The 23,101-nt window shown below is 60.3% G+C and carries 25 protein-coding genes; 3 read left to right on the forward strand and 22 right to left on the reverse strand.

Features of this window, described 5'->3' with window-relative positions:
- Positions 1-13 precede the first annotated feature (13 nt).
- Both H8S62_RS06365 and H8S62_RS06370 read left to right on the forward strand, forming a co-directional pair.
- Positions 14-2,644, forward strand: a complete 2,631-nt coding sequence (locus H8S62_RS06365) for an ATP-binding cassette domain-containing protein (protein WP_155151135.1) — start codon at positions 14-16, stop codon at positions 2,642-2,644.
- Between the two features lie 57 nt (positions 2,645-2,701).
- On the forward strand, positions 2,702-3,631 hold the full coding sequence (locus tag H8S62_RS06370) for a helix-turn-helix transcriptional regulator (RefSeq protein WP_243141896.1): 930 nt from the start codon (positions 2,702-2,704) through the stop codon (positions 3,629-3,631).
- A gap of 105 nt (positions 3,632-3,736) precedes the next feature.
- On the opposite strand, the gene H8S62_RS06375 is transcribed toward H8S62_RS06370, so the two are convergent.
- From H8S62_RS06375 to H8S62_RS06385, 3 genes are read right to left on the reverse strand one after another with little or no spacing between them, the layout of a single operon-like run.
- On the reverse strand, positions 3,737-5,827 hold the full coding sequence (locus H8S62_RS06375) for a C40 family peptidase (protein WP_173023581.1): 2,091 nt from the start codon (positions 5,825-5,827) through the stop codon (positions 3,737-3,739).
- A gap of 30 nt (positions 5,828-5,857) precedes the next feature.
- Complete coding sequence (locus H8S62_RS06380) at positions 5,858-8,236, reverse strand: VirB4-like conjugal transfer ATPase, CD1110 family (RefSeq protein WP_155152922.1); 2,379 nt, start codon at positions 8,234-8,236, stop codon at positions 5,858-5,860.
- On the reverse strand, positions 8,229-8,582 hold the full coding sequence (locus H8S62_RS06385; protein ID WP_173023887.1) for a PrgI family protein: 354 nt from the start codon (positions 8,580-8,582) through the stop codon (positions 8,229-8,231). Before H8S62_RS06385 ends, H8S62_RS06380 begins: the two co-directional genes overlap by 8 nt.
- 107 nt (positions 8,583-8,689) lie before the next feature.
- On the opposite strand from H8S62_RS06385, the gene H8S62_RS06390 reads away from it, so the two are divergent.
- A complete protein-coding gene (locus H8S62_RS06390; RefSeq protein ID WP_155151066.1) occupies positions 8,690-9,034 on the forward strand; it encodes a molecular chaperone GrpE in 345 nt (114 codons plus the stop codon).
- On the opposite strand, the gene H8S62_RS06395 is transcribed toward H8S62_RS06390, so the two are convergent.
- The 19 genes from H8S62_RS06395 to dcm form a co-directional block, all read right to left on the reverse strand.
- Complete coding sequence (locus H8S62_RS06395; RefSeq protein ID WP_155151065.1) at positions 9,031-9,876, reverse strand: VirB6/TrbL-like conjugal transfer protein, CD1112 family; 846 nt, start codon at positions 9,874-9,876, stop codon at positions 9,031-9,033. The genes H8S62_RS06390 and H8S62_RS06395 overlap by 4 nt on opposite strands.
- 65 nt (positions 9,877-9,941) lie before the next feature.
- Positions 9,942-10,211: a formate hydrogenlyase gene (locus tag H8S62_RS06400; protein ID WP_226928282.1), complete on the reverse strand. Its 270-nt coding sequence runs from the start codon at positions 10,209-10,211 to the stop codon at positions 9,942-9,944.
- Positions 10,212-10,249: 38 nt separating this feature from the next.
- On the reverse strand, positions 10,250-11,995 hold the full coding sequence (locus H8S62_RS06405) for a VirD4-like conjugal transfer protein, CD1115 family (protein WP_172698298.1): 1,746 nt from the start codon (positions 11,993-11,995) through the stop codon (positions 10,250-10,252).
- A 76-nt stretch (positions 11,996-12,071) separates the two neighbouring features.
- Entirely contained in the window at positions 12,072-12,467 is a 396-nt protein-coding gene (locus H8S62_RS06410; RefSeq protein ID WP_173023591.1) for a recombinase family protein, read from the reverse strand.
- Positions 12,468-12,617: 150 nt separating this feature from the next.
- The gene (locus H8S62_RS06415; RefSeq protein WP_155151681.1) at positions 12,618-13,265 is read right to left on the reverse strand and encodes a DUF3801 domain-containing protein; all 648 of its coding nucleotides are present in this window, start codon (positions 13,263-13,265) and stop codon (positions 12,618-12,620) included.
- Positions 13,246-14,658 carry a relaxase/mobilization nuclease domain-containing protein gene (locus H8S62_RS06420; RefSeq protein ID WP_155151677.1) on the reverse strand — a complete coding sequence of 471 codons (1,413 nt, stop codon included), beginning with the start codon at positions 14,656-14,658 and terminating at the stop codon, positions 13,246-13,248. Before H8S62_RS06420 ends, H8S62_RS06415 begins: the two co-directional genes overlap by 20 nt.
- The gene (locus H8S62_RS06425) at positions 14,658-14,969 is read right to left on the reverse strand and encodes a plasmid mobilization protein (protein ID WP_173023939.1); all 312 of its coding nucleotides are present in this window, start codon (positions 14,967-14,969) and stop codon (positions 14,658-14,660) included. Before H8S62_RS06425 ends, H8S62_RS06420 begins: the two co-directional genes overlap by 1 nt.
- A gap of 167 nt (positions 14,970-15,136) precedes the next feature.
- Positions 15,137-15,475: a DUF6329 domain-containing protein gene (locus tag H8S62_RS06430; RefSeq protein ID WP_155151674.1), complete on the reverse strand. Its 339-nt coding sequence runs from the start codon at positions 15,473-15,475 to the stop codon at positions 15,137-15,139.
- Between the two features lie 119 nt (positions 15,476-15,594).
- Positions 15,595-16,335, reverse strand: a complete 741-nt coding sequence (locus tag H8S62_RS06435; RefSeq protein WP_155151672.1) for a DNA-methyltransferase — start codon at positions 16,333-16,335, stop codon at positions 15,595-15,597.
- Entirely contained in the window at positions 16,325-16,654 is a 330-nt protein-coding gene (locus tag H8S62_RS06440) for a hypothetical protein (RefSeq protein ID WP_155151667.1), read from the reverse strand. Before H8S62_RS06440 ends, H8S62_RS06435 begins: the two co-directional genes overlap by 11 nt.
- Before the next feature lies 1 nt (position 16,655).
- Positions 16,656-17,429, reverse strand: a complete 774-nt coding sequence (locus H8S62_RS06445) for a DUF7768 domain-containing protein (protein ID WP_155151664.1) — start codon at positions 17,427-17,429, stop codon at positions 16,656-16,658.
- Between the two features lie 133 nt (positions 17,430-17,562).
- On the reverse strand, positions 17,563-18,267 hold the full coding sequence (locus tag H8S62_RS06450) for a phosphoadenosine phosphosulfate reductase (protein WP_155151662.1): 705 nt from the start codon (positions 18,265-18,267) through the stop codon (positions 17,563-17,565).
- Positions 18,264-19,415 carry a methionine adenosyltransferase gene (metK, locus tag H8S62_RS06455; protein WP_155151659.1) on the reverse strand — a complete coding sequence of 384 codons (1,152 nt, stop codon included), beginning with the start codon at positions 19,413-19,415 and terminating at the stop codon, positions 18,264-18,266. The genes H8S62_RS06450 and metK overlap by 4 nt, the downstream gene beginning before the upstream one ends.
- Complete coding sequence (locus H8S62_RS06460) at positions 19,405-19,785, reverse strand: DUF3846 domain-containing protein (RefSeq protein ID WP_009258915.1); 381 nt, start codon at positions 19,783-19,785, stop codon at positions 19,405-19,407. Before H8S62_RS06460 ends, metK begins: the two co-directional genes overlap by 11 nt.
- Positions 19,775-20,173, reverse strand: coding sequence for a hypothetical protein (locus H8S62_RS06465; RefSeq protein ID WP_155151656.1), 399 nt, complete (start codon positions 20,171-20,173; stop codon positions 19,775-19,777). Before H8S62_RS06465 ends, H8S62_RS06460 begins: the two co-directional genes overlap by 11 nt.
- 18 nt (positions 20,174-20,191) lie before the next feature.
- On the reverse strand, positions 20,192-20,734 hold the full coding sequence (locus H8S62_RS06470) for a gamma-glutamylcyclotransferase family protein (protein ID WP_155151654.1): 543 nt from the start codon (positions 20,732-20,734) through the stop codon (positions 20,192-20,194).
- A 1-nt stretch (position 20,735) separates the two neighbouring features.
- Positions 20,736-20,984 carry a hypothetical protein gene (locus H8S62_RS06475; protein ID WP_155151651.1) on the reverse strand — a complete coding sequence of 83 codons (249 nt, stop codon included), beginning with the start codon at positions 20,982-20,984 and terminating at the stop codon, positions 20,736-20,738.
- A 4-nt stretch (positions 20,985-20,988) separates the two neighbouring features.
- Positions 20,989-21,951 (reverse strand): amidoligase family protein, encoded by a 963-nt coding sequence (locus tag H8S62_RS06480; protein ID WP_155151649.1) that lies wholly within the window; start codon positions 21,949-21,951, stop codon positions 20,989-20,991.
- Positions 21,948-23,087, reverse strand: coding sequence for a DNA (cytosine-5-)-methyltransferase (gene dcm, locus H8S62_RS06485; protein WP_155151646.1), 1,140 nt, complete (start codon positions 23,085-23,087; stop codon positions 21,948-21,950). Before dcm ends, H8S62_RS06480 begins: the two co-directional genes overlap by 4 nt.
- Positions 23,088-23,101: the final 14 nt, after the last annotated feature.

Raw genomic sequence — 23,101 nt, forward strand, 5'->3', positions numbered from 1 at the left:
GCCCTGCCTGTGCATGGACCATCTGACCTTTACCTACCCGGAACAGCCATCCCCCGCCCTCCGTGATTTCTCTCTGACCATCCGGCAGGGTGAATTTGTGGTGCTCTGCGGCCCATCGGGCTGCGGGAAGAGCACCCTCCTGCGGCAGCTGAAGCGGGCCCTGGCGCCCCACGGGAAGCGCGGCGGGACCATCCTCTTTGAGGGCAAGCTGCTGGGGGAACTGGACCAGCGGACGGAGAGCCAGCGCATCGGCTTTGTCCAGCAGAGCCCGGAAAACCAGGTGGTCACCGACAAGGTGTGGCACGAGCTGGCCTTTGGGCTGGAGAGCTTGGGGTACGACACGCCCACCATCCGCCGCCGGGTGGCGGAGATGGCCTCCTTCTTCGGCATCCAGACCTGGTTTTATAAAAACGTCACGGAGCTCTCCGGCGGACAGAAGCAGCTTTTGAATCTGGCCTCCATTATGGCCATGCAGCCCTCCGTCCTCATCCTGGACGAACCCACCAGCCAGCTGGACCCCATTGCCGCAAGTGACTTTCTGGCCACGCTGGGGAAGATCAACCGGGAGCTGGGCACCACCATCCTCCTCACCGAGCACCGGCTGGAGGAGGCGTTCCCGCTGGCGACCACAGTAGCGGTGATGGACCGGGGGGCGCTCCTCTGTACCGGGACGCCCCAAGAGGTGGGCGAGCAGCTACGGCAGAGCGGACATACCATGTTCCTGGCCATGCCCACCCCCATGCGGATCTGGGCAGCCGTGAACGACAGCGCCCCCTGCCCGGTCACCGTCCGGGAGGGCCGGGAGTGGCTGGCCAGTTTCGCAGGCCGGAAGGAAATCGAACCGCTGCGCCCGGAACCACAGCTTCCAAAGGGCGGCGATGTGGTGCTGCGGGGGCGCGAGCTGTGGTTCAAGTATGACAAGGACCTGCCGGATGTGGTCAAGGGCCTCTCCCTGTCCCTGCGGAAGGGGGAATTCCTCGCTTTGCTGGGGGGCAACGGCACCGGGAAGACCACCAGCCTCAAGCTGCTCTCCGGCCTGCGGAAGCCCTATCGGGGGGAGCTGGAAATCTCCGGCTCCGTGGGGATGCTGCCCCAGAACCCCCAGACCCTGTTCGTCAAAAAGACGGTGCGGGAGGACCTGTATGAGATCCTCAAGGGCAGGAAACTCTCCAAAGAGCGGCAGGACCAGCGCGTAGCCCATGTGACGGCCCTGTGCCGGCTGGAGGAGCTGCTGGACCGGCACCCCTACGACCTCTCCGGTGGGGAGCAGCAGCGGGCCGCCCTGGCCAAGGTGCTGTTGCTGAATCCGGAAATTTTGCTCCTGGACGAGCCCACCAAAGGGCTGGATGCGGAATTCAAGCAGGTGTTCGCGGAGATCCTGCAGATCCTGCTCCGCCGCGGCACAGCAGTGCTGATGGTCAGCCACGACATTGAGTTCTGCGCCCGGTATGCCCACCGCTGCGCCCTTTTCTTCGACGGTGGCATCGTCACCGAGGGGACGCCGCGGAACTTCTTCTCCGGCAACAGCTTCTACACCACCGCCGCAAACCGCATGGCCCGACAGCTGCTGCCCCGGGCGGTGACGGTGGAGGATGTGATCGCCGCCTGCGGCGGACAGGTGCCTCCCGCCCCGGCCTTGCCGGAAGATATTCCGCTGCTGCCGGAACCGGAGGAAGCCAGCGCAGACTACAAGCCCAAACCGCTGCCCTGGTGGCGCAAGCTGGGGGCCGTCCTCACCGGCGGCGTCGCTCTGCTCTTGTTTTTGCAGTTCATGAACGTCACCGACCTGACGGCGCTGGTGGGCATGGAGGGCATGACCGAGCTGGCGTCGGACCAGCTGGCGCTGTACGCGTTCTTTATCGCCGCGCTGTTCCTCTTTGCCGCCTGCATCACCCGCAGGTCCCACCGGCCGGATTATCTTGTGCAGACCCCGCGTGAAAAGCGGAAGCTGTCCCGCCGCACCCTTTTTGCCACGGCCCTGATTCTGCTGCTGATCCCCCTGACCCTGTATGTGGGCGTGTTCTATCTGGATAACAAAAAGTACTATTTTATCTCTCTGATGGTGCTTTTGGAGTGTATGGCCCCCTTCTTCCTGATTTTCGAGGGGCGCAAGCCCAAGGCCAGGGAGCTTGTGATCATCGCCGTGCTCTGCGCCATCGCCATTGCCGGACGGGCCGCACTCTTTATGCTGCCACAGTTCAAGCCAGTTATTGCCATGACGATAATATCCGGCGTGGCATTCGGCGGGGAGACAGGCTTTTTGGTGGGTGCCATGACCATGCTGGCCTCCAATGTGATGTTCTCCCAGGGACCATGGACGCCCTGGCAGATGTTCGCTGTGGGCATCATCGGATTTTTTGCCGGCGTCCTGTTCCGAAAGGGGTGGCTGCGGCGCAGCCGGGGGGCGCTGTGCGTCTTTGGGGCGCTGTCCGCCATCCTCATCTACGGTGGGATTATGAACCCGGCGTCGGCGCTGATGTGGGCGCCCGAGCTCAACTGGAAGGTGATTCTTACCTACTACGTCACCGGCTTCCCCTTTGACTGCATCCAGGCCGCCGCCACATGGTTGTTTTTGTGGTTTGCCGCCGAGCCCATGCTGGAGAAGCTGGACCGCATCAAGGTCAAGTACGGGCTGGTGGAGTAGGGGTGGATAGAGAGGAACGATACGATGCAAAATGAAAGCCAACGGAGAATAATTACTTTGCTGCACCTTCTTCTGGAGCAAACGGACGAACGCCATTATGTGACCGGTGCGGACATCCTTCGCTTTTGGGAGGCCCACGACATCCATGCCAGCCGGAAAAACGTCTACAGCGATATCCAACTGCTCGTGGATTCCGGTGTGGACATCATCTGCATCAAAAGCACGCAGAACCGCTACTTCATCGGCTCCCGGCTGTTGGAGCTGCCGGAACTGAAACTGCTGGTGGACGCCGTGGAGTCCTCCCATCTCATCACGGAGAAGAAGAGTGCCGCCCTCATCGAGAAGTTGGGCCATCTCACCAGCCGGTACAACGCCGCGCTCCTGAACCGCCCTGTCTACATGGAGGGCACAGCCAAGCCGGACAACGAGGCTGTGTACTACGCCATCGACGCCATCCAGACGGCGATCCACGAACAGCGGGCCATCTCCTTCCAGTATTTCGAGTATACGCCGAAAAAAGAAAAGGTCCTGAAACACAAGGGGTACCGCTATGGCTTCAGCCCCTACGCCCTCATCTGGAACCGGGATTTCTACTACGCCGTGGGCTGGTCGGAAAAGCACAGGAAACTGGCCCAGTTCCGTGTGGACCGCATGACAGCCATTCAGGAGTCGGACGCCCCCTACATAGCAGACCCGTCCTTCGATCCGGCATCCTATCTCCGGGAGGTCTTTGGCATGTACCATGACGCGCCCCGGCGGGTGACGCTGCTGTGTGAAAACCGCACCATGCGGAGCGTCATAGACCACTTTGGGGAGGATGTGGCCACAGAGGTGGTGGACGCCAAACACTTCCGGGCCACCGTGGATGTGGCGCCCACCCCGCCGTTCTTTTCCTGGGTGTTCACCTTCGGCGGCGCTATCCGCATCGAGGAGCCTGCGGAGGTACTGGAGAAGATGCGGGACATGGCCGCATGGCTGCATACATAAAAACAAGAGGGATCTGTCCAGGGAAGGCCGGGCAGATCCCTCTCACCTTTATGAGGCAGGAGAACCTCTGCGGGGGATGTATCCCCGCAGAGGCCCTTCCCGATTTTAGTCCGAAAAGTATACCGGCCTGCCAATGGATGTAAAGCCCTCGATGCCGGTGATCACCACATTGTTGTATCCGCTGGCGCAGTGGATGATGAGCAGATTGCCGCTCTCGTCCCTGCCGCCTACAATGCCCACATGGGAGTCCTCTGGATAGAATACCAGATCGCCGGGCAGCGCCTCGTCCCAAGCGATGGTGGTGCAGTAACTGTGCTGTGCGGCCGCTCCGCCGCCGTGGCCGATGATGTACTCGCCGCCTGTGGCATTATAGAATACCCAATCAACGTACCCTGAGCAATCCATCCCGTAGGGCCGGTAGGTGCCGGAACTGGAGCTGCCGGGGGCCGTGACCTGCATGGTGGTCCCCCAGCGGGAGTCCCAGCCGAGGACAAGGCTTTTGCCGCCCCAGAAGTAATTGACCTTACCCACCAGCTGGCAGGCGGTTTCTATGATCTCCCGGCGCTCGGCGCTCAGGTCCGCCGGCAACGAGGCAAGCAGTTCCTTGGCGTCGGCCTCCGTCACAGCCAGATTCCCAATGGCCCCGCCCAGAAGGTCGAGATTCTCCAACAGATCGTCCAGCATGTCGTTCTGCTCATCGGTAAAGGCGTAGTGCTCCCGCATCTCGTCCACGGTCTTTCCCGTGACGGAGATCGTCAGGATGGTTTCCGTCCAGCTGTCGTCCTCGCCGTCATCCGGGTCGCTGTCCGGGTGGTCTATGGTTTCCACCTCGGAGGATAGGACGGTCATAGCCCAGAACACCTCCTTCAGCCGTGCTACCCGGTCGGCGTCCAGGGTGACCACATCGACGCCGTCATTGGTCCCCGCGGTTTTCACCGCAAACACCGCCACGATCTCCCGCCAGTCCGGTGGGGCACCGTCTATGATGATCTGGTCGTAGTCCCCGGCCTGCAGTTCCTCCAGCTTGTCGGCATATTCCACATTGACCTGGGCGATGGCTGTACTGAGCGCCACGGAACTGCTGTCTGCAGGTTCGTTGGCGAACAGGATACCGAAGGGCGAGGCGATGAGCATGCCGATCAGGCAGATGAACACCAGCAGGGCGAGGACAACGGAACCGCCGGCGGCCGCCGCGGCGATCAGGCCCCTTGCCGCCGCGAGGATGGCCCGCAGGGCGTTCCCCGCTTTGGCGGCGGCCTTTTTCGCCGCACTGCCGGCCTGCTTTGCCGCCTGGCGGGACATAACCGTCTGCTGTGCCGCACGGGCTGCTTTGGCGCTCTGGGCGGCACGAGCGGCCCCACGCCCCGCCTGGGCGGCGGTTCTCCCGGCATGGTCCGCTGTCTTTACCGCCTGCCTGGGGGCGCCGGCAGCCGGCTTTGCGCGGCGTACCGCCCGGTTCCGGCCAGCCTCCTTTATGGCAGGCGTTCTGCGTTTCCCTTTTGGCAGCGGGCCGGTATCCTGGGCAGGCTCCGCCTTTGGCCGCATGGGCGATACGGTCCCGTCCTGCCTGCCCCCATTCCCAAGCGCAGTTCTGCCGGAGGGCCGGGAATCTCCCACAGGCTGAGCAGACTCCTGCCCACCGCCTGCCGGGTGCCGCATCTGCTCGGCTTTGGCTTGCGCGGACTTCTGCGCCGCCTGCCGTCCGCGCTCCCGGATGAAGGGATGCTGGCCCTGGGTGCGCTCCGGGGTCAGGCCAGACGCCGGCGTTAACGGCTGGGCGCGCAGGTATGTGTCCTTGGTCTTGATCCGCTGCCCGGCGTTACCGGCTGGTTCCGCCGGCCGGCCTGCCGCCGCGGTGTTGACACGGCTTTCCTGCCCCCGTGTACGAACCTCCGGCACGGGATCCCCGGCTGCGGGATCTGCGGGGCTGCCGCCGCGGGAGTCATGCTTTTTCCGTTTCTCCTTGATGAGCTTTTCCGCGCCGCGCTCCATGCGGCGCATACCGCCTGCGGCGGCGTCCTCGATTTGGTCGCCGCCGTAGTCATCCCGCCGCCCCTGCTGGGCGGCGTCCCGGAGCTGCGTCCGCAGTCGGTCCGATCCGTCCTCCAGGCCGCGATGGACCAGTTCCTTCGGCGCGGCCTTTATCTTCTCCCGGACGGAGGCCACAGTATGGGGTTTTTCCTTGATCTTATCCATCCGGCCGCCTCCCCATGAAAGCGGGCCGCATTACGCGGCCCGCCCCGGCGCATGGCTGCCGTCCGTGTCGGAGGGCCTGGTGGTCATCAGGCGGTACAGCCGGTTTTTGGGGAAGTTGTCCATAAAGGGCACGATGGCACTGCCGCACTTGATGAGGCCGCGGCCGGAGTCCACATTGGTGATGTAGGAGAGCTGGTTGTCCGAGATGTTCAGCAGCCTGGCCAGCTCCGTCCGGTCCGTCGCCGCCTGGTTGAGCATGACGAGGAACTCGCTGTTGGCCAGCATGGTCCGGGCGGTGTGGGACTGGAGCAGGTCGTCCACATTCTGTGTGATGCCGGTGCAGCAGGCCCGATACTTACGGACACGTTTCCAGAGGGTGAACAGGAAGTTTGCGCTGTACTCGTGCTGAAACAGCAGGTAAATTTCGTCGATGTAGATCCAGGTATTCCGCCCCTGCTGGCGGTTGCGGATGATGCGGTTGAAGATGCTGTCCAGCACCACCAGCATGCCCACGGGCAGGAGCTGGCGGCCCAGATCCCGGATGTCATAACAGAGGATGCGGGAATTGGTGTCCACATTGGTGGGTTTGGCGAAGGTGTTCAGGCTGCCCTCGGTGAACAGTTCAATAGCCAGCGCCACATCCCGCGCTTCCGGCTCCGGCTGGCGGAGCAGTTCGGCGTGGAAGTCCTGCAGGGTAGGTACAGTGCCCTTATAATCACTGCGGATGTAGTCCCGGTAGCACTGAGCGGCACAGCGGTCGATGATGGACTTCTCTTTTGCGGAGAGTTTCCCAGATCCCATAAGTTGCTCACACAGAGACAGCAGAAACTCGGACTTCAGCACCACCGGGTTCTCCCCGTCGCCGTAGCCCTGCTCCATGTCCATGGCGTTGATGTGGTTGGGCGAGGTGGCAGACACCTCGATGACCTCGCCGCCTAAGCCCTCGATGAGCGGCCGGTATTCGGATTCTGGGTCGATGACAATGATGTCATCCGGCAGGCCGCCTGCGCCGTTCTCCGCTGCCAGGGCCAGCCCCACCATCTCGCGCTTGGCGGTGAAGGACTTGCCGGAGCCGGACACGCCGAGGACAAAGCCGTTGGCGTTGAGCAGTTCCCAGCGGTTGGCGAGGATGAGGTTCTTGCTGATGACATTCTGCCCGTAGTACACGCCGCCCTGATGGCGGATCTCCTGGGCCTTGAAGGGCATGAGGACAGCCAGCGCCTCGGTGGTAAGGGTGCGGAGGGCATCGATGCGGCGCAGGCCCAAGGGTAGCGCCGTCACCAGCCCCTCCGCCTGCTGCCAGTTGAGGGTGGAGAGCTGGCACAGGTGCTTGCGGGCAATGGACTGGAGGGTTTCCGTGTCGCTGTCCAGTTCCTCCTTGGTGTCTGCCAGATGCACCAGCGTCACCACGGCGAACATCATGCGCTGGTCGCGGGTAGTGAGATCGTCCAGCATCTCGCGGGTTTCCTTGCGCTGCTGTTCAAGGTCATACGGGACAACGGCGGAGAAGTTGTTGTTGCTGTTCTGCCGGCGCTGCCAGTTGGTCACATTGGTTTCCACGCCCAGCAGCCGGTTCTGCATCTCCCGCACCGCCTCGTCCGTGGGGACGGGGATCACGTCGATGGACAGCATGAGCGTCCGGTTCAGCTCCGTCAACTCATTGATCATGGAGTCCTTGATGTAGGAGGCGTACTCCTTGAGGAACAGGACCCGTCCGAACTTATCACCCATGACAAAGTGGTCCTTCTTGAACTCCATGCTGTCCGGGCAGATGGCGTCCTTATAGGAGGCCCCCTTCCGCATGCCGTCCTTGAGGTCAAAGTGAAATTCGGTTTCCTCACCTACCCGGTAGAAGTCATGGAGGATCCGCAGACGTTCGATGGCGTCCAGTTCCTCGCTGCGGGAGTCCAATTTGTTGAGCCGGCTGGTAATGTCATTGGTAACACGGTCAAAGAAGGTCTTGGCCTCATCCACATTTTTCTTGTGGGTGGAGACGGTAATGTACCGCTCCTGCACCACGCTGTTGGATGCGTCGGTGACCTTGTCCGTGAGCATGGTGTTGTATTCGGCCCGGTATCCGTCCAGAAAATCCCCACGGGGCGGAAGTAGGATGGTTTCCTCAAAGTTCTGGCGGTTGAGCCGCTTGTTGTTGATGGTGATCTTGGTGGTGGAGCCAGTGTCCAGCGCATTGAGCAATTCGGAATAATTCAGGAACATGGCCGTCTTGTCCTCTTTGGAGGCGATGGCGTAGTTGATATCCGAAAAGCGGATGCACTTGGAGAACTTACTCCCAAACTGAAAAATCCCATCCGGCCAGATGCGGCGGATGGGGATGGTGTCCTGTACAGATCTTGGTACGGTAAATTGTTCCTTGTCCTGCCTCAATGTATTTTGCAGGGTTTTAATCAATCTTCAGGGCCTCCTTCATACTCGAACGCTCCATGAGTTTCGCGTACAGATTGTCCGATTTGAAGACGAGCCGGTGAGGATATATAAATTCCGTGCGGATATAAGCAAGTAGAAACCGCTCCAGCGTCATGCCATTGTACTGGAAAAAACCGCCGAGAGCGAACGGGAAAGCGCACAGGACGCAGACCCATCCGATCTCGGCGGTCGCCAGCACGGAGCGCAGGCCAAAATACACGCCTACGGCAACGGCGACGGCCAGCAGCGCGAAGATGAGCTGGCGGAGCGACAGCCCGAAAAACAGGCTCTCCTGATAGTTTCGGACCTCTTTGTTGATGCGTACCTCGATTGGATTTCACCTCCGTTTCCGTTCCTGGACTTTTGGCAGACAGGAGTTGCCATGTCCGCCGGGGTATGCTAACATCAAAGTGAAAAAATAGCGAGAGGGGTGTACCCATGTTATATGCATATATTTTCCTGGGAGCCGGGATCCTGATCCTGTCCATCCTGTTCCGCCTGGCCGCGGTGTTCCGTCTGACCATCCCGCTGCTGTACGCGCTGGTGGTACCGACGCTGCTGAGCGACTGGTACTACGCCCACTACACGCTGGCCAATGTAATATGGTACGTCCTGCTGGCAGTGACGGTTCTGTCCTGGGTGTACTCCCTGGTGCGGAAAATCTCCGCCATCATGGAGCGGCGCCGGCGCGAGAAAGAAAAAGAGGAAATTTTGATCCAGCGGGTGCGCGAGGCCGGCCGCAACGGCGGCGGTATCGTCCATATCGATGACCTGCAGGATTAACCAAGGCCCATCAGCTCCCGCACCAGACGGTCGCTCATCTTGATAGCGCCCACCAGGACCAGCATGTTGAAAATCAACTCCCCGATATAGTTCCAAACGATAGTAGCGGCAGCCATTGTGTCATCCGCGATGGCTGGCGGCGCCGCGGCAAACTGGGAAAAGATAATACAGGCCAAAACGATCATACAGCCCTCCAGGCAGATGGCGGCGTAGCTCTTGATAAAAGCCACGCCGATGCTGCTGGAGGGCTGTCCCGCGAAACTGGCCAGCGGGATGGGTGCGATGGCCGACGCCATGTAGAGTTTGAAAAAGCGGGAATACACGGTGAGGATCATCACCAGCGAGAGGACCCAGATAAACAGGGATCCCAGGAGCGTCACCGCCCACAGCGGGATACTCTCCAGAAAGCCCACGTCCTCGATGATGGCCACCATCTCATCCGGCAGTGCCGTGTCGGACATGGCCGTGAGGCCGGAGGCATCCATGATGGTGGACACCGCCCCCTGAGCGATGCTGAACAGGGCCATCATCAGTTCCAGACCGTAGGTGACGGCCCCCTGCGCCAGCGCGAACCGCACAAAGGTCTTGACCGCCACCTCCGGGCGCTTGAGTTCCGTAAAGCTGCCGCAGGTCTTGACCACGCCGGCCACGAAAAACAGCACCAGCAGGGCGTAGCCGATGGCTCTCAGCGCGTCATGGATATTGAGAATGACGTCCCAGATCCCGCCGCCTTTGAATTCTTCCGGCGACGTGGAGATGAGCGTCCAGATCTCGGTGAGCTTGTCGTTCCAGGTAGCAAGGGCTGAGTTTAGATTGTCAACGATCCAGTTTCCACTTCCCATTGTGCATCACCTCCGTGTGGGAAGGGTGCGGGAGGACGCCACGTGCGCCCTCCCGCTTTGCCCACTCAGCCGGTGATGAGGGTGAGGATCTCCTTGGTAAATGTGATCACAATGCCGCCAGCGATGGTGAGCATGCCGTTGGCGCGCTGGGAGGGGTCGTGGCTCTTGAGGGACAGGCCCAGCTGGAGGACGCCGAAACCCAGCAGGATGAGGCCGATGGCCCGGATGAGGGAAAAGATGAAGTCGCTCAGATTCGTCACAACCGCCAGTGGGTCGTCCGCCGCGAAGGCGGGGCAGACGGTCATGACGGCGACCAGCACAAAGCAGGAAAGCATTGTGTAAATGCGCTTGACCCGCTTTTCAAATAGATGGTTCATGCTGCATTCTCCTTTTCTTCATTGGCGTCATCGGTGGAAAATGCCGCAAACAATTCATGTCCAGAGATCACCGATGCTTGGTTTTGCCCGTGGTGGATATAGGGTGGCCCGCCGGCCAGCGAAGTCTGACGGACCGCGGGGTGTTTCATCAAATCGTATTTCAGGTCCATCACCGGCCCCGCGCCGCGGATGAGCAGGACGGCGTACCGGTTGTCCAGCCGGCGTACCTCGTCCGGCGTCAGCAGCTCCCGCCCGTTGATCTGCATGTTGGTGGACCAGGAGCCGGACTTGCCCTTGGTTTCCCCGTGGGTCTTGGTGTCGATGGTGGATTTGCCGAGGGCCTCGGAGATGTACTTGTGGGTGCTGGACTCGTTGCCGCCGAGGTACAGCAAGGTGTCCGAGTTGCCGGGGATGGTTTCCCAGGAGTCCTTGAACTGCTCCTTGATCTGCGCCATGTTCTGGATGATGGTGCTGCAGGAGATGTTTCTCGACCTCATGGTTGCCAGTTCACGGGGCAGCCCCGGCAGATTGACCGAGGGTGCCTCGTCCAATATGAAGTGGACGTGCCGGGGCAGCGGGCCGTGGTGGATCTGATCGGCGCAGTAGTAGAGGGTCTGGAACACCTGGGAGTAGAGCAGACTCACCAAAAAGTTGTAGGTGGTGTCATTGTCCGGGATGACGGCATACAGGGCGCACTTCTTCTCCCCCAGGGTGTAGAGATCCATATCGTCGTGGTCCGTGATGGCCCGGATCTGGGGCAGGTTGAAGGGCGCCAAGCGCACAGCGGTGGACACAAGGATACTCTTGGAAGTCTTGCCCGCCGCCATCTTAAAGACCTTATATTGCCGGACGGCGACGCTGTCCGGCTTCTCCCGTTCAATGGCGCTGAACAGCAGATCCAGCGGTGAGACGTGGTCCTCGTCGTCCTCCTTTACCTCCGCATACTCCAGCACCCGCATGACCATGGAAAAGTTCTGCTCGGACTCCGGCGCCTCCTGAAACAGCATGAGGATGATGGCCTGCAGCAGCGCCGTTTCGGCCTTGGTCCAGAACGGGTCCGACTCATGGCTGTTCTTGGGCGTGGTGGCCTGGATGAGGTTGTTGACCAGCCGCAGGGCGTCCTTCTCATCCCGGATATAGCGGAAGGGGTTGTATCCGTCCGACTGCTCCAGGTTAACGAGGTTCAGCACCCGCACATCATAGCCCTGGCTTTTAAGGTAGCCGCCGGTGGCGGTGAGCACCTCCATTTTGGGGTCGGTGATTACATAGTTTGTATTGGCCTCCAGAATGTTGGGCAGCACATAGCTGCGGGTCTTGGCCGCGCCGCTGCCGCCGATGACCAGTACGTTGAGGGACCGGCGGTGCTTGTGGGTATCCAGCCCCAGGCGGACATGCTTTGTCAGGGGCTTATTCTGCTTTTGACAGAACATGGCGTTGACCTGTTTGGGGGACGCCCACTGGGCGGAGCCGTGTTCCTCGCCGTCGCGGGTACGGCCCTGGGTGGTGCGGTAGAGGCAGATCCCCATGACATAGAGGCCGGTGCAGGCGAGAATGCTCATCAGGCTGTGTTCCGTCCAGCGGATCTTCAAAGGGGTCTGCAGGGCTGCGGTCAGGTTCGTCAGCAGTTCCGGCAGGCCGTCCCCGAGGGACTGGGCGATCAGGAGCGCGGCCCAGACCACGGGGATGTAGAGAAACAGATACGGGAGAAGCCCTCCCGATCTGCCCGGTTGATTCAGCGGCATTCACCTCCAAATGTAAAAACAGGGGGCGCACCGCAGTAGTGCGCCCCGTAGGCTGATGGGATGTATGCCCGTTTGATCAGTCCTGTTCGAAGGGATACAGGATGTCCACGCCGAGGGTATGCATTCGGTCCTCATACCGCAGGAGGCCCCGCAGGTCATGGCCCCGGTAGATCCGATCCCGTTTACAGGAAAGGATATAATCCATTTTCTTTTCCGCAGCCTGCTGCTCCAGGAACTGAAGGCCGGGCCTCCGGAGATCCCGCCCGCTCATATAATCCTTGTATACGCCGGCGATCTGCATGCCGTTTTCTTCCGCGAATTGGCGCAGGTAAGTGTCCTGCCCACTGATGCCGATCTCGTCTGCCATCGGGTTGCCGGTATCCACCCGAAGATACAGCCAGCAGCGTTTTCCCCGCAACTGTGCCTTGGGCGGCAGGCTCCCGTGCGCGAACAGCCTTTTCAGCAGTGCCATATCCTCCAGGAGCAGGAATCCTGCGCTGCCGGTGTGTCCTCTGTAGTAGTAAACGGCTTTCATGTGATTTGGCCTCCTTCCACTTTTTTGCAACTCAACCATACCCGAACCGGCCCGGAATATCCAGCACTTTCCCCGAACAGCACCCGATCATCTGGCCTTGGTCCGCGTCTTGGTTTTCTGCCTGGCCGGGGCACGCTGACGCTGTTCCTCCAACCGAGCGCGATAGCCCTGCAGGCGGCCCTCAACAGAGGGCCGCTCCTCACTCGTCGTCCTCGCCGCGCTCCCGGCGCGCGTAGGAGAGCTGGTGCCGGTATCGCGTGAGGCGCGTCCCGACCGGGAATCTTTTTTTGGCGTTCCTGGTTCCATCTCCGGCTGCCGCTCCCGATCCGGCTGCTCCTTTCGGGGGAACTCCGGTTGCTGGTACATCATCTTCTGGAACACCAAATTGGCCCGTTCCACCTCTGTGGCCGGCATGACAACATCTACCATGCTGTTCGGGCCATTGGAGTCCCGGGAGTTTTGGATGGCCGCATAGAGCAATTTCGGTTCCCGCGCCTTGAGCCTGAACTCCCGGTATTCCTCCTGCGTCATGGGAAACACCCGCAGATCCCGCGTCTGCTGCAGCATTTTGCCCATGCGGACCTTGCCGCTGATCTTCTTGTGGTTTTTCGCCAGCGCCAGCGACATGGCCAGCAGGTTCTTGGCTGCTGAACCGCCCAGCCGGACGGCCACCTCTCCGCCGGAGAGCAGCATGCGGACCAGTTGGTCCGCGGCCTCACCGCCTCCGATATTCATCTCGTTCCACCTCCTTTGCCGTGGCCTCGGCCACCTGAATATCATGTTCCATCTGGGGCCGGTTTCGTTCAATAGTGTCACACATGGAAATTTCTTTCCGTGCCTGCCGGATCTCCCGGTTGACGTCCGCCAACTGTCGGTATAGTTCAGCCTTTTCCGCCAGCAACTGCTCCCTGGGGATCCCGCACCGCTCCAGCGTGGAGACGGCGTCCATGTAGCGGGTAAAGGGTTCCTCCATGCCGGGCATGCCGGACTCATAGCAGTCCTTCGCCGGGGCGAGGGCCTCTGCGTCGGAGAGGGCGTCGTAGAGCGCCCGCCGTTTCTTCTTCCGCACATTGAGGATGGTGCGCTGTTTCATCAGGCTGGCCAGCGTTTCCTCTGTGCGGGTATGGACGGCCTGCAGGCCCTCTGCCGTGGAGACGCCATGCGCCCGCAGGAAGGCGAACTGCTCCTTGTAGCTCTCAAACTTCATGATCTCCCTCCTGAGATGGGGCGTCATCTTCGGCGGGTACTGCCGCTGCCCGGCCTTGCCCAGCAGATAGAGGTAGTGGACATACAGGGCCATGAATCCGGTGTACTTCTGCGGGTGGCGCCTGCGGTACGGCTCATACCGGGGCCGATAGACGATGGATGGGCGAGCACCGGCGGCGATCTCATCCAGGTTCCCCTCGATGGCGGCGCGGATCCCATCCTCGGTGAAAAGCGGATTCTTCCGGCCTGGTATCATGAGCCGCTCCTGTCCTTTGAGGCGGAAGCTGAGGCGATTCCCATGCTTGATCTCATATCCCTTATGCTCCATAATGAGGAAGAAGTGGCCGATATCGTTGGCGTCCTCTATGGCCTCCCGGAGATCCGCCTCCAGCATGGCGCGGAAGGTGGGCTGGCCCTTGCTTTGCCGCAGCCACTCGATGTAACTGACCGCCTTTTCTCCCTTGCCCTCCATGATGATGGACAAGCCGTGCTCCCGGCACAGCCGGTCTGAGATGGCACGGATCTGGCTGTAGTAACTGCGGGCATTGCTGTGGTATTTCTCGCCGGTATCCGCATTTACGGAGTTGAAAATGGTGTGCGCGTGGATATGCTCCTTGTCCACATGAACGCCGATGACCGCCTGGTAGCCGGACAGATGCTCTGCGGCGAACTCCTTTGCGATCTCCAGCGCCAGTTCTGGGGTGGCCTCGCCGGGCTTGAAGGATTGGATGATGTGATAATACTGGACGCCGTCCGTCTGACGATAGTGCCGCTTGGTTTTCATCATACGGCTGACGGCGTGCTCCGTGGAGCAGCCCTGGCTGGCGGTCAGGATCTGTTCCTCTGTTTTATCCCCATTGAGGACATACCGGACCCCCACGTCCAGCCGTCCCTTGCGGGCGAGGATCTTCGTAACCGCCATTACAGATCCGCGACCTTTTCCATGAGCAGGTACACCTGCCGCAGCAGGAACAGCGCCTCTTTTGCGTCTTGTCGGGTGGCGATGCCGGCGTTGACGCTCCGGGCGATTTGATTGATATTTACGCCGATTCGGTTGATCTCCCGATATAAGTCGTTGATCTCCGCCGGCTGGCGCTGGCGGATCTCCGTGCGGTTGATGCAGGAGCGGATGACGTTACTTAGAGACAGGCCAGACTCTCTGGCCAGTCGGTCCAGGTGTTCCCGTTCCTCTGCGGTCAGCCGCACAGAGAGAAATTTGCTTTTTTCCTGCACACGTCACCTCCTTTTTCTGCCTGCAGGCGGCATTGGGGCCAGGGGGATTCCCCCTGCAAGCGCATTTGTCATACAAATGCTATGCTTGCGCCATCGCCGCGCAGGGCGCGGCCATTTTCAAGCGGTAGGTGGATTTCAATTCCCTCTCCTGCGGAAAAGAAAAATGCTCACCGCTCACGGGCCTTGAGGTTCAGGTTATCCCGCGGGACGCCGGCCAGATCCAGTTCGCGCTTGTCCCGCACATACGCCGCATAGCGGGCGTAGGCGTAACCTTCGCTGTCAACGAGGATGCCGTCCTGCCGCTTGCGGGTAGAGACCAGCAGGCAGCGGAAGCGGCCGGACTTCTCACTGTACCCGGTAAGGTGGGTCCTGGCGGCGATGAAAGGGGTCTCGGCCAGCAGATCCGCTTGAAAGCGGCGGTATTTGGATTCCGACAGGATGATCTCCCGCACCACTGTAAAGGGGGCGGCCTTGATGATTGGGGTGGTATCTTGCAGAGCAGACACAGAAACCGGCTTTCTGAAAAATCGTGCATACTGTTCTTTTGCTATGGTGCAGACCTCCCTTCAAAAAAGGGTGTATCATTGGACGCCCTTATCATCTGAAACGGGAAAGCAAGGGCGTGTCATTGGACGTCCTCCAGCCCCTGTTCCAGCGCCTGACGGATCCGGCCTCTGGCCAGTGCGGCATAGGCGTCTGTCACCTCGATGCCGGTGGCGGAGTAGCCCTCCAGCACAGCGGCCAGCACCGTGGTGCCGCTGCCGGCAAAGGGGTCCAGGATCCGTCCGCCCGGCTCGGTGATCTTCACGATGTCCCGCATAAGCTGCAGGGGCTTTTCTGTCAGGTGGATGCGATCCTGCGGGTTCCCGTATTTGAATACACCGGGCAGGCAGGGCACGGGACGGCTAATGGGCATGTCCCCGTTGGATCCCCAGACGATGTACTCCGCCTGCTGGCGGAAGCGTCCTTTCTGGGGCCGGCTGTTGCCCTTGTCCCAGACGGCGGTGCCACGCCAGATCCAACCAGCCCACTGGAGGGCGTCCGTAGCTGCGGGGAGCTGCCGCCAGTCGATGAACATACACACCGGGGCGCCGGGCTTACAGATTTTTCTGGCGTCGTACAGCCACTCCGCCGCCCAGCGCGTCCAGGACCGCTGATCCTTGGCGTCGCCGTCAAAGGGCGGCGGGGCATGGTCGCCCATGTTGGAGTATTTCTTGGCCGTGGACTTGTTCTTTTCCGCCTGGGTGCGCCCGCCGGATGCGTAGGGCGGGTCTGTGATCACCGCGTCGAAGGTCCCAAGCGCAAAGCCGGACAGCACCTTCAGCGCGTCGCCTTGGATGATTTCCCACTGGGGGTTATCGCTCATAGGCAGGTTTCTCCTTCTTCTTATTCTTTTGGGGTGTTTGCAGTACAGGTTCCTGATATTCTTCCAAATGCACTGTTCCGCCTTTTTCCGTTATGATTGCAGGCCGGTGGACCCGCTGGCCGAGATCCAGCAGTGTTCCTTCGATGGCATCCGCTACTTCGCCTATATAATGCATATCCCAGGGAAATTCATCTTCCGTCTTGTTGAGGAAGGTGAGGATCGTTTGGTAAACGGCATTGTCGATGGCATCCAACTGCTCGATCTGCCTGCCTGATAATTCGATCTCCGGTTCTTCTGGCGGAATGTTGTCCACCATCACATCATCGCTCCTTCCCTTGCTTGGTTCGCCGGTGCGGGGGCTTTCCCAGCTCCTTCTGGTCTGTCAGGACAGGGATCCCCAGCCTCTCGGCGTGGTTGATCTCCGCCCACATGCCCTCCGTCCAGACGGGGCCGTAGACATTGACCTGCTGGCAGAACTCTACCAGCCGCAGGCCCATCTCCCGTGCCGCCTGATCCTGTGCCGGATTACCAGTGTCGGCAATAGGCGGAAATAAGAGGTGCGGGCAGACGGGCACGTTGCCCTCCGCGAACACCTCCCGCGCTTTTTCTCTGGCGAAGGCGATATTTTTCTCTACCTCGCCACGCAGCGGGGCGCAGATGTAAACGAGTTTCGGGCCGTCCTGCCGGCGCTCCGTCACACGATCCCGAAACACGTCCAGGTACTCGCTCACAGCCTGCCGCATGGCGGAATAGTCCGCCGCGGTTGGGCGGAAGGCATACCACTCCGCCTTTCCGCCATCTTCCCAGATATGCGGTGATACGCCATTACGGAAGTTGGGGTTGCCCGGCACCTGCTTGATGCCGAGGATATCCTTCAGCCGGAGGCGGAGCTTATCTACCACGCCGTCTGTGCGGTTCAGCACCGTAACGCTGATGGCGTCATAGTGGTCCGCATAGCCGGATGTCACAAACTGCACACGGACACGGAGATCCTTTCCCAGCGTTCCCAAACAGGCCCGGCCTGTAAACTTGGGGCTGCCGATCACCATGCCGTCCGCAAACAGTTTCCGAAGTTCCTGTTCGTAAAATGTCATCGCTCCGGCCCATCCTTTTGCGCAGGAGCACTTTTCCAGTGGATCTCATGGTGCGTATTGTCGATATGGTTTGGCATATGACCTCCTTTCGCCGCTATGCGGCGTTTTTCCATAGGCTGAGTTGTTCATCCTCTCACCGAAAACCTGCGTCAATTTCCGAAAATGTCATAGTCCGATTGAACTTCTCGCTGACCTTCCCCGGCAGGGCCTGCAGTTCCAGCATCCTGGCCCACAGATCCGGGTGGTGGTCATAGAGATGGCGGAGTTCCCGCTGTCTGGCGTTGGGGCAGAACCAGCAGCCGCCCCTGTCGGTGAAGTCATAGACAGGCGAAAGCAGCCCCGCCTCCCGGCAGAGCTGCTTTGCGTCCTGTTCCGTATAGCCGTATTTGTCCAGCAGGGAGACACGGCGCCCACCCAGCCGGAGCAGCCGCTCCTGCTCATCCCTGGCGATGCCGATGTACTGTACCGTGTCCGGCGGGAGGCTTTTCTGGTACCGCAAAATCGGTTTCAGTTTGCAGTCCCGCTGGACGGCGCATCGCCCACAGATGGGAAAAGAGCGGAGCAGGCCCTTTTTCGGCCCACGGGTGATCCGCCCGGTGAACAGCCCCACATAGGTCTGCGGTCCACGGAGGACGCGGATCTTTACGCCCATGCGCTCCAGTGCGGGGATGGCCGTGCCATAGATGAAGTCCCGGTGCTCCGGCACCTCGCCGGAGATATGGCTGTCAAACATCACTTCGCAGTACACCGCCTCATCCAACGGTTCCCCGTAACGGAGCGCCAGCAGGATGGTGGCGATGCTGTCCTTTCCAAAGGAACAGGATGCTATATGTTTCAGCCGCCATCATCTCCGCACTCCAGCTCTGCACACAACTCCGCAAACTTTCCAGCCTGCCCGGTCAGCTCCCACGGCAGGCTTGCCCTGGTGAAGTGGCCATAGTTGCAGGCGTCCGCGAAGATGGGCCGGTCCAGTTGTAGGGCGCGGATCATACCCGCGGGCGTGAGGTCAAAGAAACAGCGGACCGCCTGTTCCAGCAGTTCGTCCGGGTATGTGCCGGTGAGGTGGGTATCTACATCCACAGCCACCGGCTCAGCCCGTCCGATGGCATAGGCCAGGGCGACCGTGCATTTCTCCGCGAGGCCGGCGGCCACAATGTTCTTTGCGATGCAGCGGGCCATGTAGGCGCCGCTGCGGTCCACTTTGGTCCCGTCCTTGCCGGACAGCGCGCCACCGCCGTGGGGCGCCAGCCCTCCATAGGTGTCCACCATCAGCTTGCGGCCGGTCAGCCCGGTGTCTGCCTCGATCCCGCCCAGCACAAAGCGGCCAGAGGGGTTGATGAGGATCTCCGTATCCTCATCCGCGGGGAAGATGCGGAGGGCGGGCTGAATGACAAACTCCAGCAGTTCCTCCCGCAGCCGGGACAGGTCCTTATCCTCCGCATGCTGACAGGAGAGGACGATGGCGGAGATCCGCCGGGGAACGCCGAAGGCGTACTCTACGGACACCTGCGCCTTTCCGTCCGGCCGCAGGCCGCTGATCCTGCCCATCGTCCGCGCACAGGCGAGCAGGGCGGTCAGGCGGTGGGCCAACACCACTGGCAGGGGCAGGAGGTTTTCCGTTTCGCTGCAGGCGTAGCCATACACGATCCCCTGATCACCGGCTGCGGTCTGTTCCCCGTGTTGTACTGCCTCTGCGATGTCTGGGCTTTGAGGCTGGATGAGGACCTCCACGTCAAAGTTCCTGCAGTTGTAGCCGGCCCGTCGCACCGTGTCGCGCACGATGGAAGGGATATCCGGGATCGTCAGCGCGGTGATCTCGCCGGCCACCACGAATTTGCCCGCCGTCGCCAGAACTTCACAGGCGACGCGGGCGTCGGGGTCGTGTTCCAGGCAGCAGTCCAGCACCGTGTCCGCTATGGTGTCGCACAGTTTGTCCGGGTGGCCTGCCGTGACGGACTCCGCTGTCAGAATGGTCTTATCTTTCATGCTCATTCCTTCTCTCTTTCTTTTTGGGGAGCGGGAACAGCATCTCTCGGCTGTACAGGGATTCATATTTTCGAAGCTGTTCCGGCGTCAAAGACACAAAGGTTTCCCCGCCGAGGCCGGCGAGGAAAAAGGTGCCGCACACGACATCATACGGATCCCCGTTTTCCAGCCGGAGGAGGCGGTTTGGCTGCAGGCCGGCAAACTTGCCGCTGCTGTTAAATATAAGCGCCACGGGATCCTCATAGGGGTATGTGGCGTCGATGTCCCCGCCGACAATCTCCTGCATGGCCTGCAGGGTGTCTGGGATCTGCCGGGGATATGGCGGTTTCCCCGGCTCTACAACGAGGATTGTCAGATGGTTATCGCTCATGGCAATCCTTCCTCTTGGCGGGAGCGCCCTGTTGACTGCTGCGGCCTGTATCCCGTTGCACAACTTCGCGCTCCCGTTCTATTTGTTGAAACATTTTCAGCGTTTCCCGAAATGCCATATACTGCTGGATCCGTTTCGGGTCATCTGTAATTGTACGCACAGTTTCCCAAAAGGGACTCCCATGTAAGCTGACATCTTCCTGTACAACCAGCGCCGGCCGCTCGCCATTCTCCATTGTGACACGGCAATCCCGCAGATCTTCCGCATGGTCATAAACACCATACGCGATACCAACGATTTTCAATGTTTCCAGTGCATCTACGGTTACGGAAAATCCTGTGGAATTCATGTGCAGTTCTCCCGTCAGAGAGATGGTTTTTCTTGCCATACCGCGCCTCTCTTTCTCTTATCGCTCATGGTGGCCCTTCTTCCTGCCTGGCTTTTCGCCGGAAAACAGATCCATTTCCTGCATGCGCTCGAAGTGCCGGGCTTGCCGCACCTCGTCGTGCACATTTTTCAGCGCAGCCTCCAGTTCCGGCACCGGCAGGCCGTTCTGGCGGTATCCCTCCAGAATGCCGCCATAGTAGGCGGGAGAAGGGATGGCGGGATCCCGCCACAGTTCCCCGGTCATGATGTAGGCCATGACGGTCACGTCTTTTCCGTCACCGGTGCGGACCGTGATATCCTCTTTTTCGTACAGGCGCGGGTATCCCTCATAGACGTCCAAGGATTGCTCACACTCCGTCGTCAGTTTCCACAGCAGGCCGTGGACCTGGCTGCCGGGCAGAGGCTCGATGGTGGCGACGCCGGTCCCGCGCCGGTTGCCGCGGAACAGCAGTTCATAGCCGTCCAGCACCGCAGGTCCAACCACTTGAGCGGCAGGACAGCGGATCGCCATCTGCTCCAAATTGATATTGCTGCCATAGGCAAAATACAGCCGTTCCGTCATATCAGTTCTCCAAAATCGTGAGAGCGCCCACTTTCGCCAACTGGGCAAACATCATGCGGGCCTGCTGCTCCACATCCCCATCCGGCAGCGGGAAGTCCAGGCCGGTAGTTCGCATCACATTGTTCCGCAGAAACCAGATGTAGCTCTCCGTGTCAGGAAACTCCGTGGGGTCAAACACACGGGCGCGCAGCTGGTCCATGATCTCCGCCCCGGTACCGGACAGGATATCTTCTTCCATGCGGATCTTCATCTCGTCACCTCTCCATCTCTCGGTTCTTTTTCTTCTTTTTATTGACTTCGTAACTGTCCTTGTCGTAGCGCCAGGCGCGGTCACCGTCCAGGTTGGCCAGCAGATGGTCGCGGGTATTCTTAAACTCCGGCCCATTGAGGCCCAGGCGCACCAGCCAGACACGGAAGGTGAACAGCTCATTGTCGCTGTGGGTTTTCCGCATGACGGTGCTGCGCTGGGCGATGGCCTGGGCGGACATGGCGAGGCACAGGTTGATGTACGCCGCGGCCCGGCCTGCATGGAGGGTGGAGTTGAAACAGCGCCACTCCACCGTGCCGCGATAGAACACCGAGTGCAGGTTTAAGGCATAATAGCGTGTCCAGTTGTAATGCTCTCCGGAACTGATATCCCCTTCATACCAAATGCGTTCCAACTGCGTCAGATCCTTGGTTTCTTCGGCAGAGAGGGTGCGGGCCTGCCGCAGCATGGGTTCCCGCACTTTTTGACAATATTCCCGCACCCTGTTTGGGTTCACCTGCAATGCCTTAAATAGAATATCTTCTTTGGAGTACATGATGCTCAGGAGGTTTTTCAGGCTCTGGCGGTTGTGGTTGGCAGCGTCCACATGGACATGGAGGCCGCAGGAGCTGTTGACCTTTGCCCCCGCATGCCGGACCTGCCGCACACACTCCTGAAACTTGGGCAGTTCTGCATAGGTGAGCTTTGGCGACACCATTTCAACTTTATACCGTCTGTCGTTTGTATGTTTATAGCCATCCAACGTCTTACACTCACCGTAGATACTGCCATCGCTCATCAGTTTCCATTCTTTGTTTTCTGTGTCTTTAACGACCCATGTATCATAGGCGCCACCTTTATACCGGGGCACTGTTCCAAAATAGTCCGCCAGCGCCTGCGCGGCCTGCTCGCGGGTGATGCCAGTCATCTCTACCTCGACGCCGAAATACTGGTCCTTCATCCCAGTCATGCTGCCGCCTCCTTCCGCAGTTCTTCATCCACGGCCCGGATGCGCCGGCCAATGGCCTCGATTACTGTGACGGTGACGCTGTTGCCTGCCTGCTTGTAGGCTTGGGCATCTGAGTTGATGGCGAGGATCTTGTCGATCTGCTCATCTTCAAAGCCCTGCAGGCGCAGGCACTCTCTGGGCATCAGGCGGCGGATGCGTCCGCCGCGCTCTACAATGCCCTGTACACTGGCGGCATCATGGGCGACTCCAGCCCCGACCCGTCCGGCACGTGTGGAGCTGCCCGGATAGCCCAAGTCCACGCTGTCGCCGGGCACCGCTTCCTGATAACCTTTTCGGGTGGCTTCCTTGATCAGCAGCGCCCCAGAGCGTTCCCCTTTGTGGTTGGACAGAGTTGTCTGACCATAGCGGGCGGTGATGCACCTGGCTTGCCGTGTCCGTTTCGGATGCCCTGCGCACAGATCTACAAAGGGCGCATCCGGCGGAAGCAGGTACAGCCCGGTTTTCACACCGAGGCCGCCACCGCCCGCCGTCTGGGTGCAGGCTACTCCTTCCGGGTCATAGACTCGGTGCCCTTGGGCGCCGCCGAGGAGTTGTATAAGAGCCTTCGCACCATTTCCGAAGACAGGTAATATTTTTCCGGCGAATCGGGGATCAAGATAGCAGATAAGGAACACCCTTCGCCTTGACTGGGGGACTCCAAAATGTTTGCTGTTAAGCACAGACCATTCGACATGGTACCCCAGGTCAGAAAGCGCGGAGAGGATGGCCGCAAACGTCCTGCCGCCGTCATGGTTAAGCAGTCCTGGAACATTTTCGAGCAGAAGATACGAAGGCCGTCTGGCTTCAGCCAGGCGGGCAATTTCAAAGAAGAGAGTACCTCTTGCATCGTCAAATCCTTTTCTGCGGCCAGCGAGAGAAAATGCCTGGCAGGGGAATCCCCCGCATAAGAGGTCAAATTCGGGCAGGTCGTTGGGGTCAATGGTCCGGGCGTCTGGATAGTATCGTTCCTCCTTCCTGATGTCGTGGATCGCACGGTAACTGGCCTCGGCATATTTGTCTATCTCGCAGTGTCCAACGCACTGGAAGCCGCCGGCGCGGGTCAGCCCCGCCCGAAAGCCGCCGATCCCGGCGAACATATCAAAATATCGAA

The sequence above is a fragment of the Lawsonibacter faecis genome (assembly GCF_014287675.1).
GTDB classification, from domain to species: Bacteria; Bacillota; Clostridia; order Oscillospirales; family Oscillospiraceae; genus Pseudoflavonifractor; species Pseudoflavonifractor faecis.

Excerpts from the sequence above, each read along its gene's own strand:
- H8S62_RS06365 (WP_155151135.1), top strand. The coding sequence starts at position 14 with ATGGACCATCTGACCTTTACCTACCCGGAACAGCCATCCCCCGCCCTC.
- H8S62_RS06375 (WP_173023581.1), bottom strand. The coding sequence starts at position 5,827 with ATGGATAAGATCAAGGAAAAACCCCATACTGTGGCCTCCGTCCGGGAG.
- H8S62_RS06390 (WP_155151066.1), top strand. The coding sequence starts at position 8,690 with ATGTTATATGCATATATTTTCCTGGGAGCCGGGATCCTGATCCTGTCC.
- H8S62_RS06395 (WP_155151065.1), bottom strand. The coding sequence starts at position 9,876 with ATGGGAAGTGGAAACTGGATCGTTGACAATCTAAACTCAGCCCTTGCT.
- H8S62_RS06400 (WP_226928282.1), bottom strand. The coding sequence starts at position 10,211 with ATGCTTTCCTGCTTTGTGCTGGTCGCCGTCATGACCGTCTGCCCCGCC.
- H8S62_RS06405 (WP_172698298.1), bottom strand. The coding sequence starts at position 11,995 with ATGCCGCTGAATCAACCGGGCAGATCGGGAGGGCTTCTCCCGTATCTG.
- H8S62_RS06410 (WP_173023591.1), bottom strand. The coding sequence starts at position 12,467 with ATGGCACTGCTGAAAAGGCTGTTCGCGCACGGGAGCCTGCCGCCCAAG.
- H8S62_RS06415 (WP_155151681.1), bottom strand. The coding sequence starts at position 13,265 with ATGAATATCGGAGGCGGTGAGGCCGCGGACCAACTGGTCCGCATGCTG.
- H8S62_RS06420 (WP_155151677.1), bottom strand. The coding sequence starts at position 14,658 with ATGGCGGTTACGAAGATCCTCGCCCGCAAGGGACGGCTGGACGTGGGG.
- H8S62_RS06435 (WP_155151672.1), bottom strand. The coding sequence starts at position 16,335 with ATGAGCGATAACCCCCAGTGGGAAATCATCCAAGGCGACGCGCTGAAG.
- H8S62_RS06445 (WP_155151664.1), bottom strand. The coding sequence starts at position 17,429 with ATGACATTTTACGAACAGGAACTTCGGAAACTGTTTGCGGACGGCATG.
- metK (WP_155151659.1), bottom strand. The coding sequence starts at position 19,415 with ATGAAAGATAAGACCATTCTGACAGCGGAGTCCGTCACGGCAGGCCAC.
- H8S62_RS06460 (WP_009258915.1), bottom strand. The coding sequence starts at position 19,785 with ATGAGCGATAACCATCTGACAATCCTCGTTGTAGAGCCGGGGAAACCG.
- H8S62_RS06465 (WP_155151656.1), bottom strand. The coding sequence starts at position 20,173 with ATGGCAAGAAAAACCATCTCTCTGACGGGAGAACTGCACATGAATTCC.
- H8S62_RS06470 (WP_155151654.1), bottom strand. The coding sequence starts at position 20,734 with ATGACGGAACGGCTGTATTTTGCCTATGGCAGCAATATCAATTTGGAG.
- H8S62_RS06475 (WP_155151651.1), bottom strand. The coding sequence starts at position 20,984 with ATGAAGATCCGCATGGAAGAAGATATCCTGTCCGGTACCGGGGCGGAG.
- H8S62_RS06480 (WP_155151649.1), bottom strand. The coding sequence starts at position 21,951 with ATGACTGGGATGAAGGACCAGTATTTCGGCGTCGAGGTAGAGATGACT.
- dcm (WP_155151646.1), bottom strand. The coding sequence starts at position 23,087 with ATGTTCGCCGGGATCGGCGGCTTTCGGGCGGGGCTGACCCGCGCCGGC.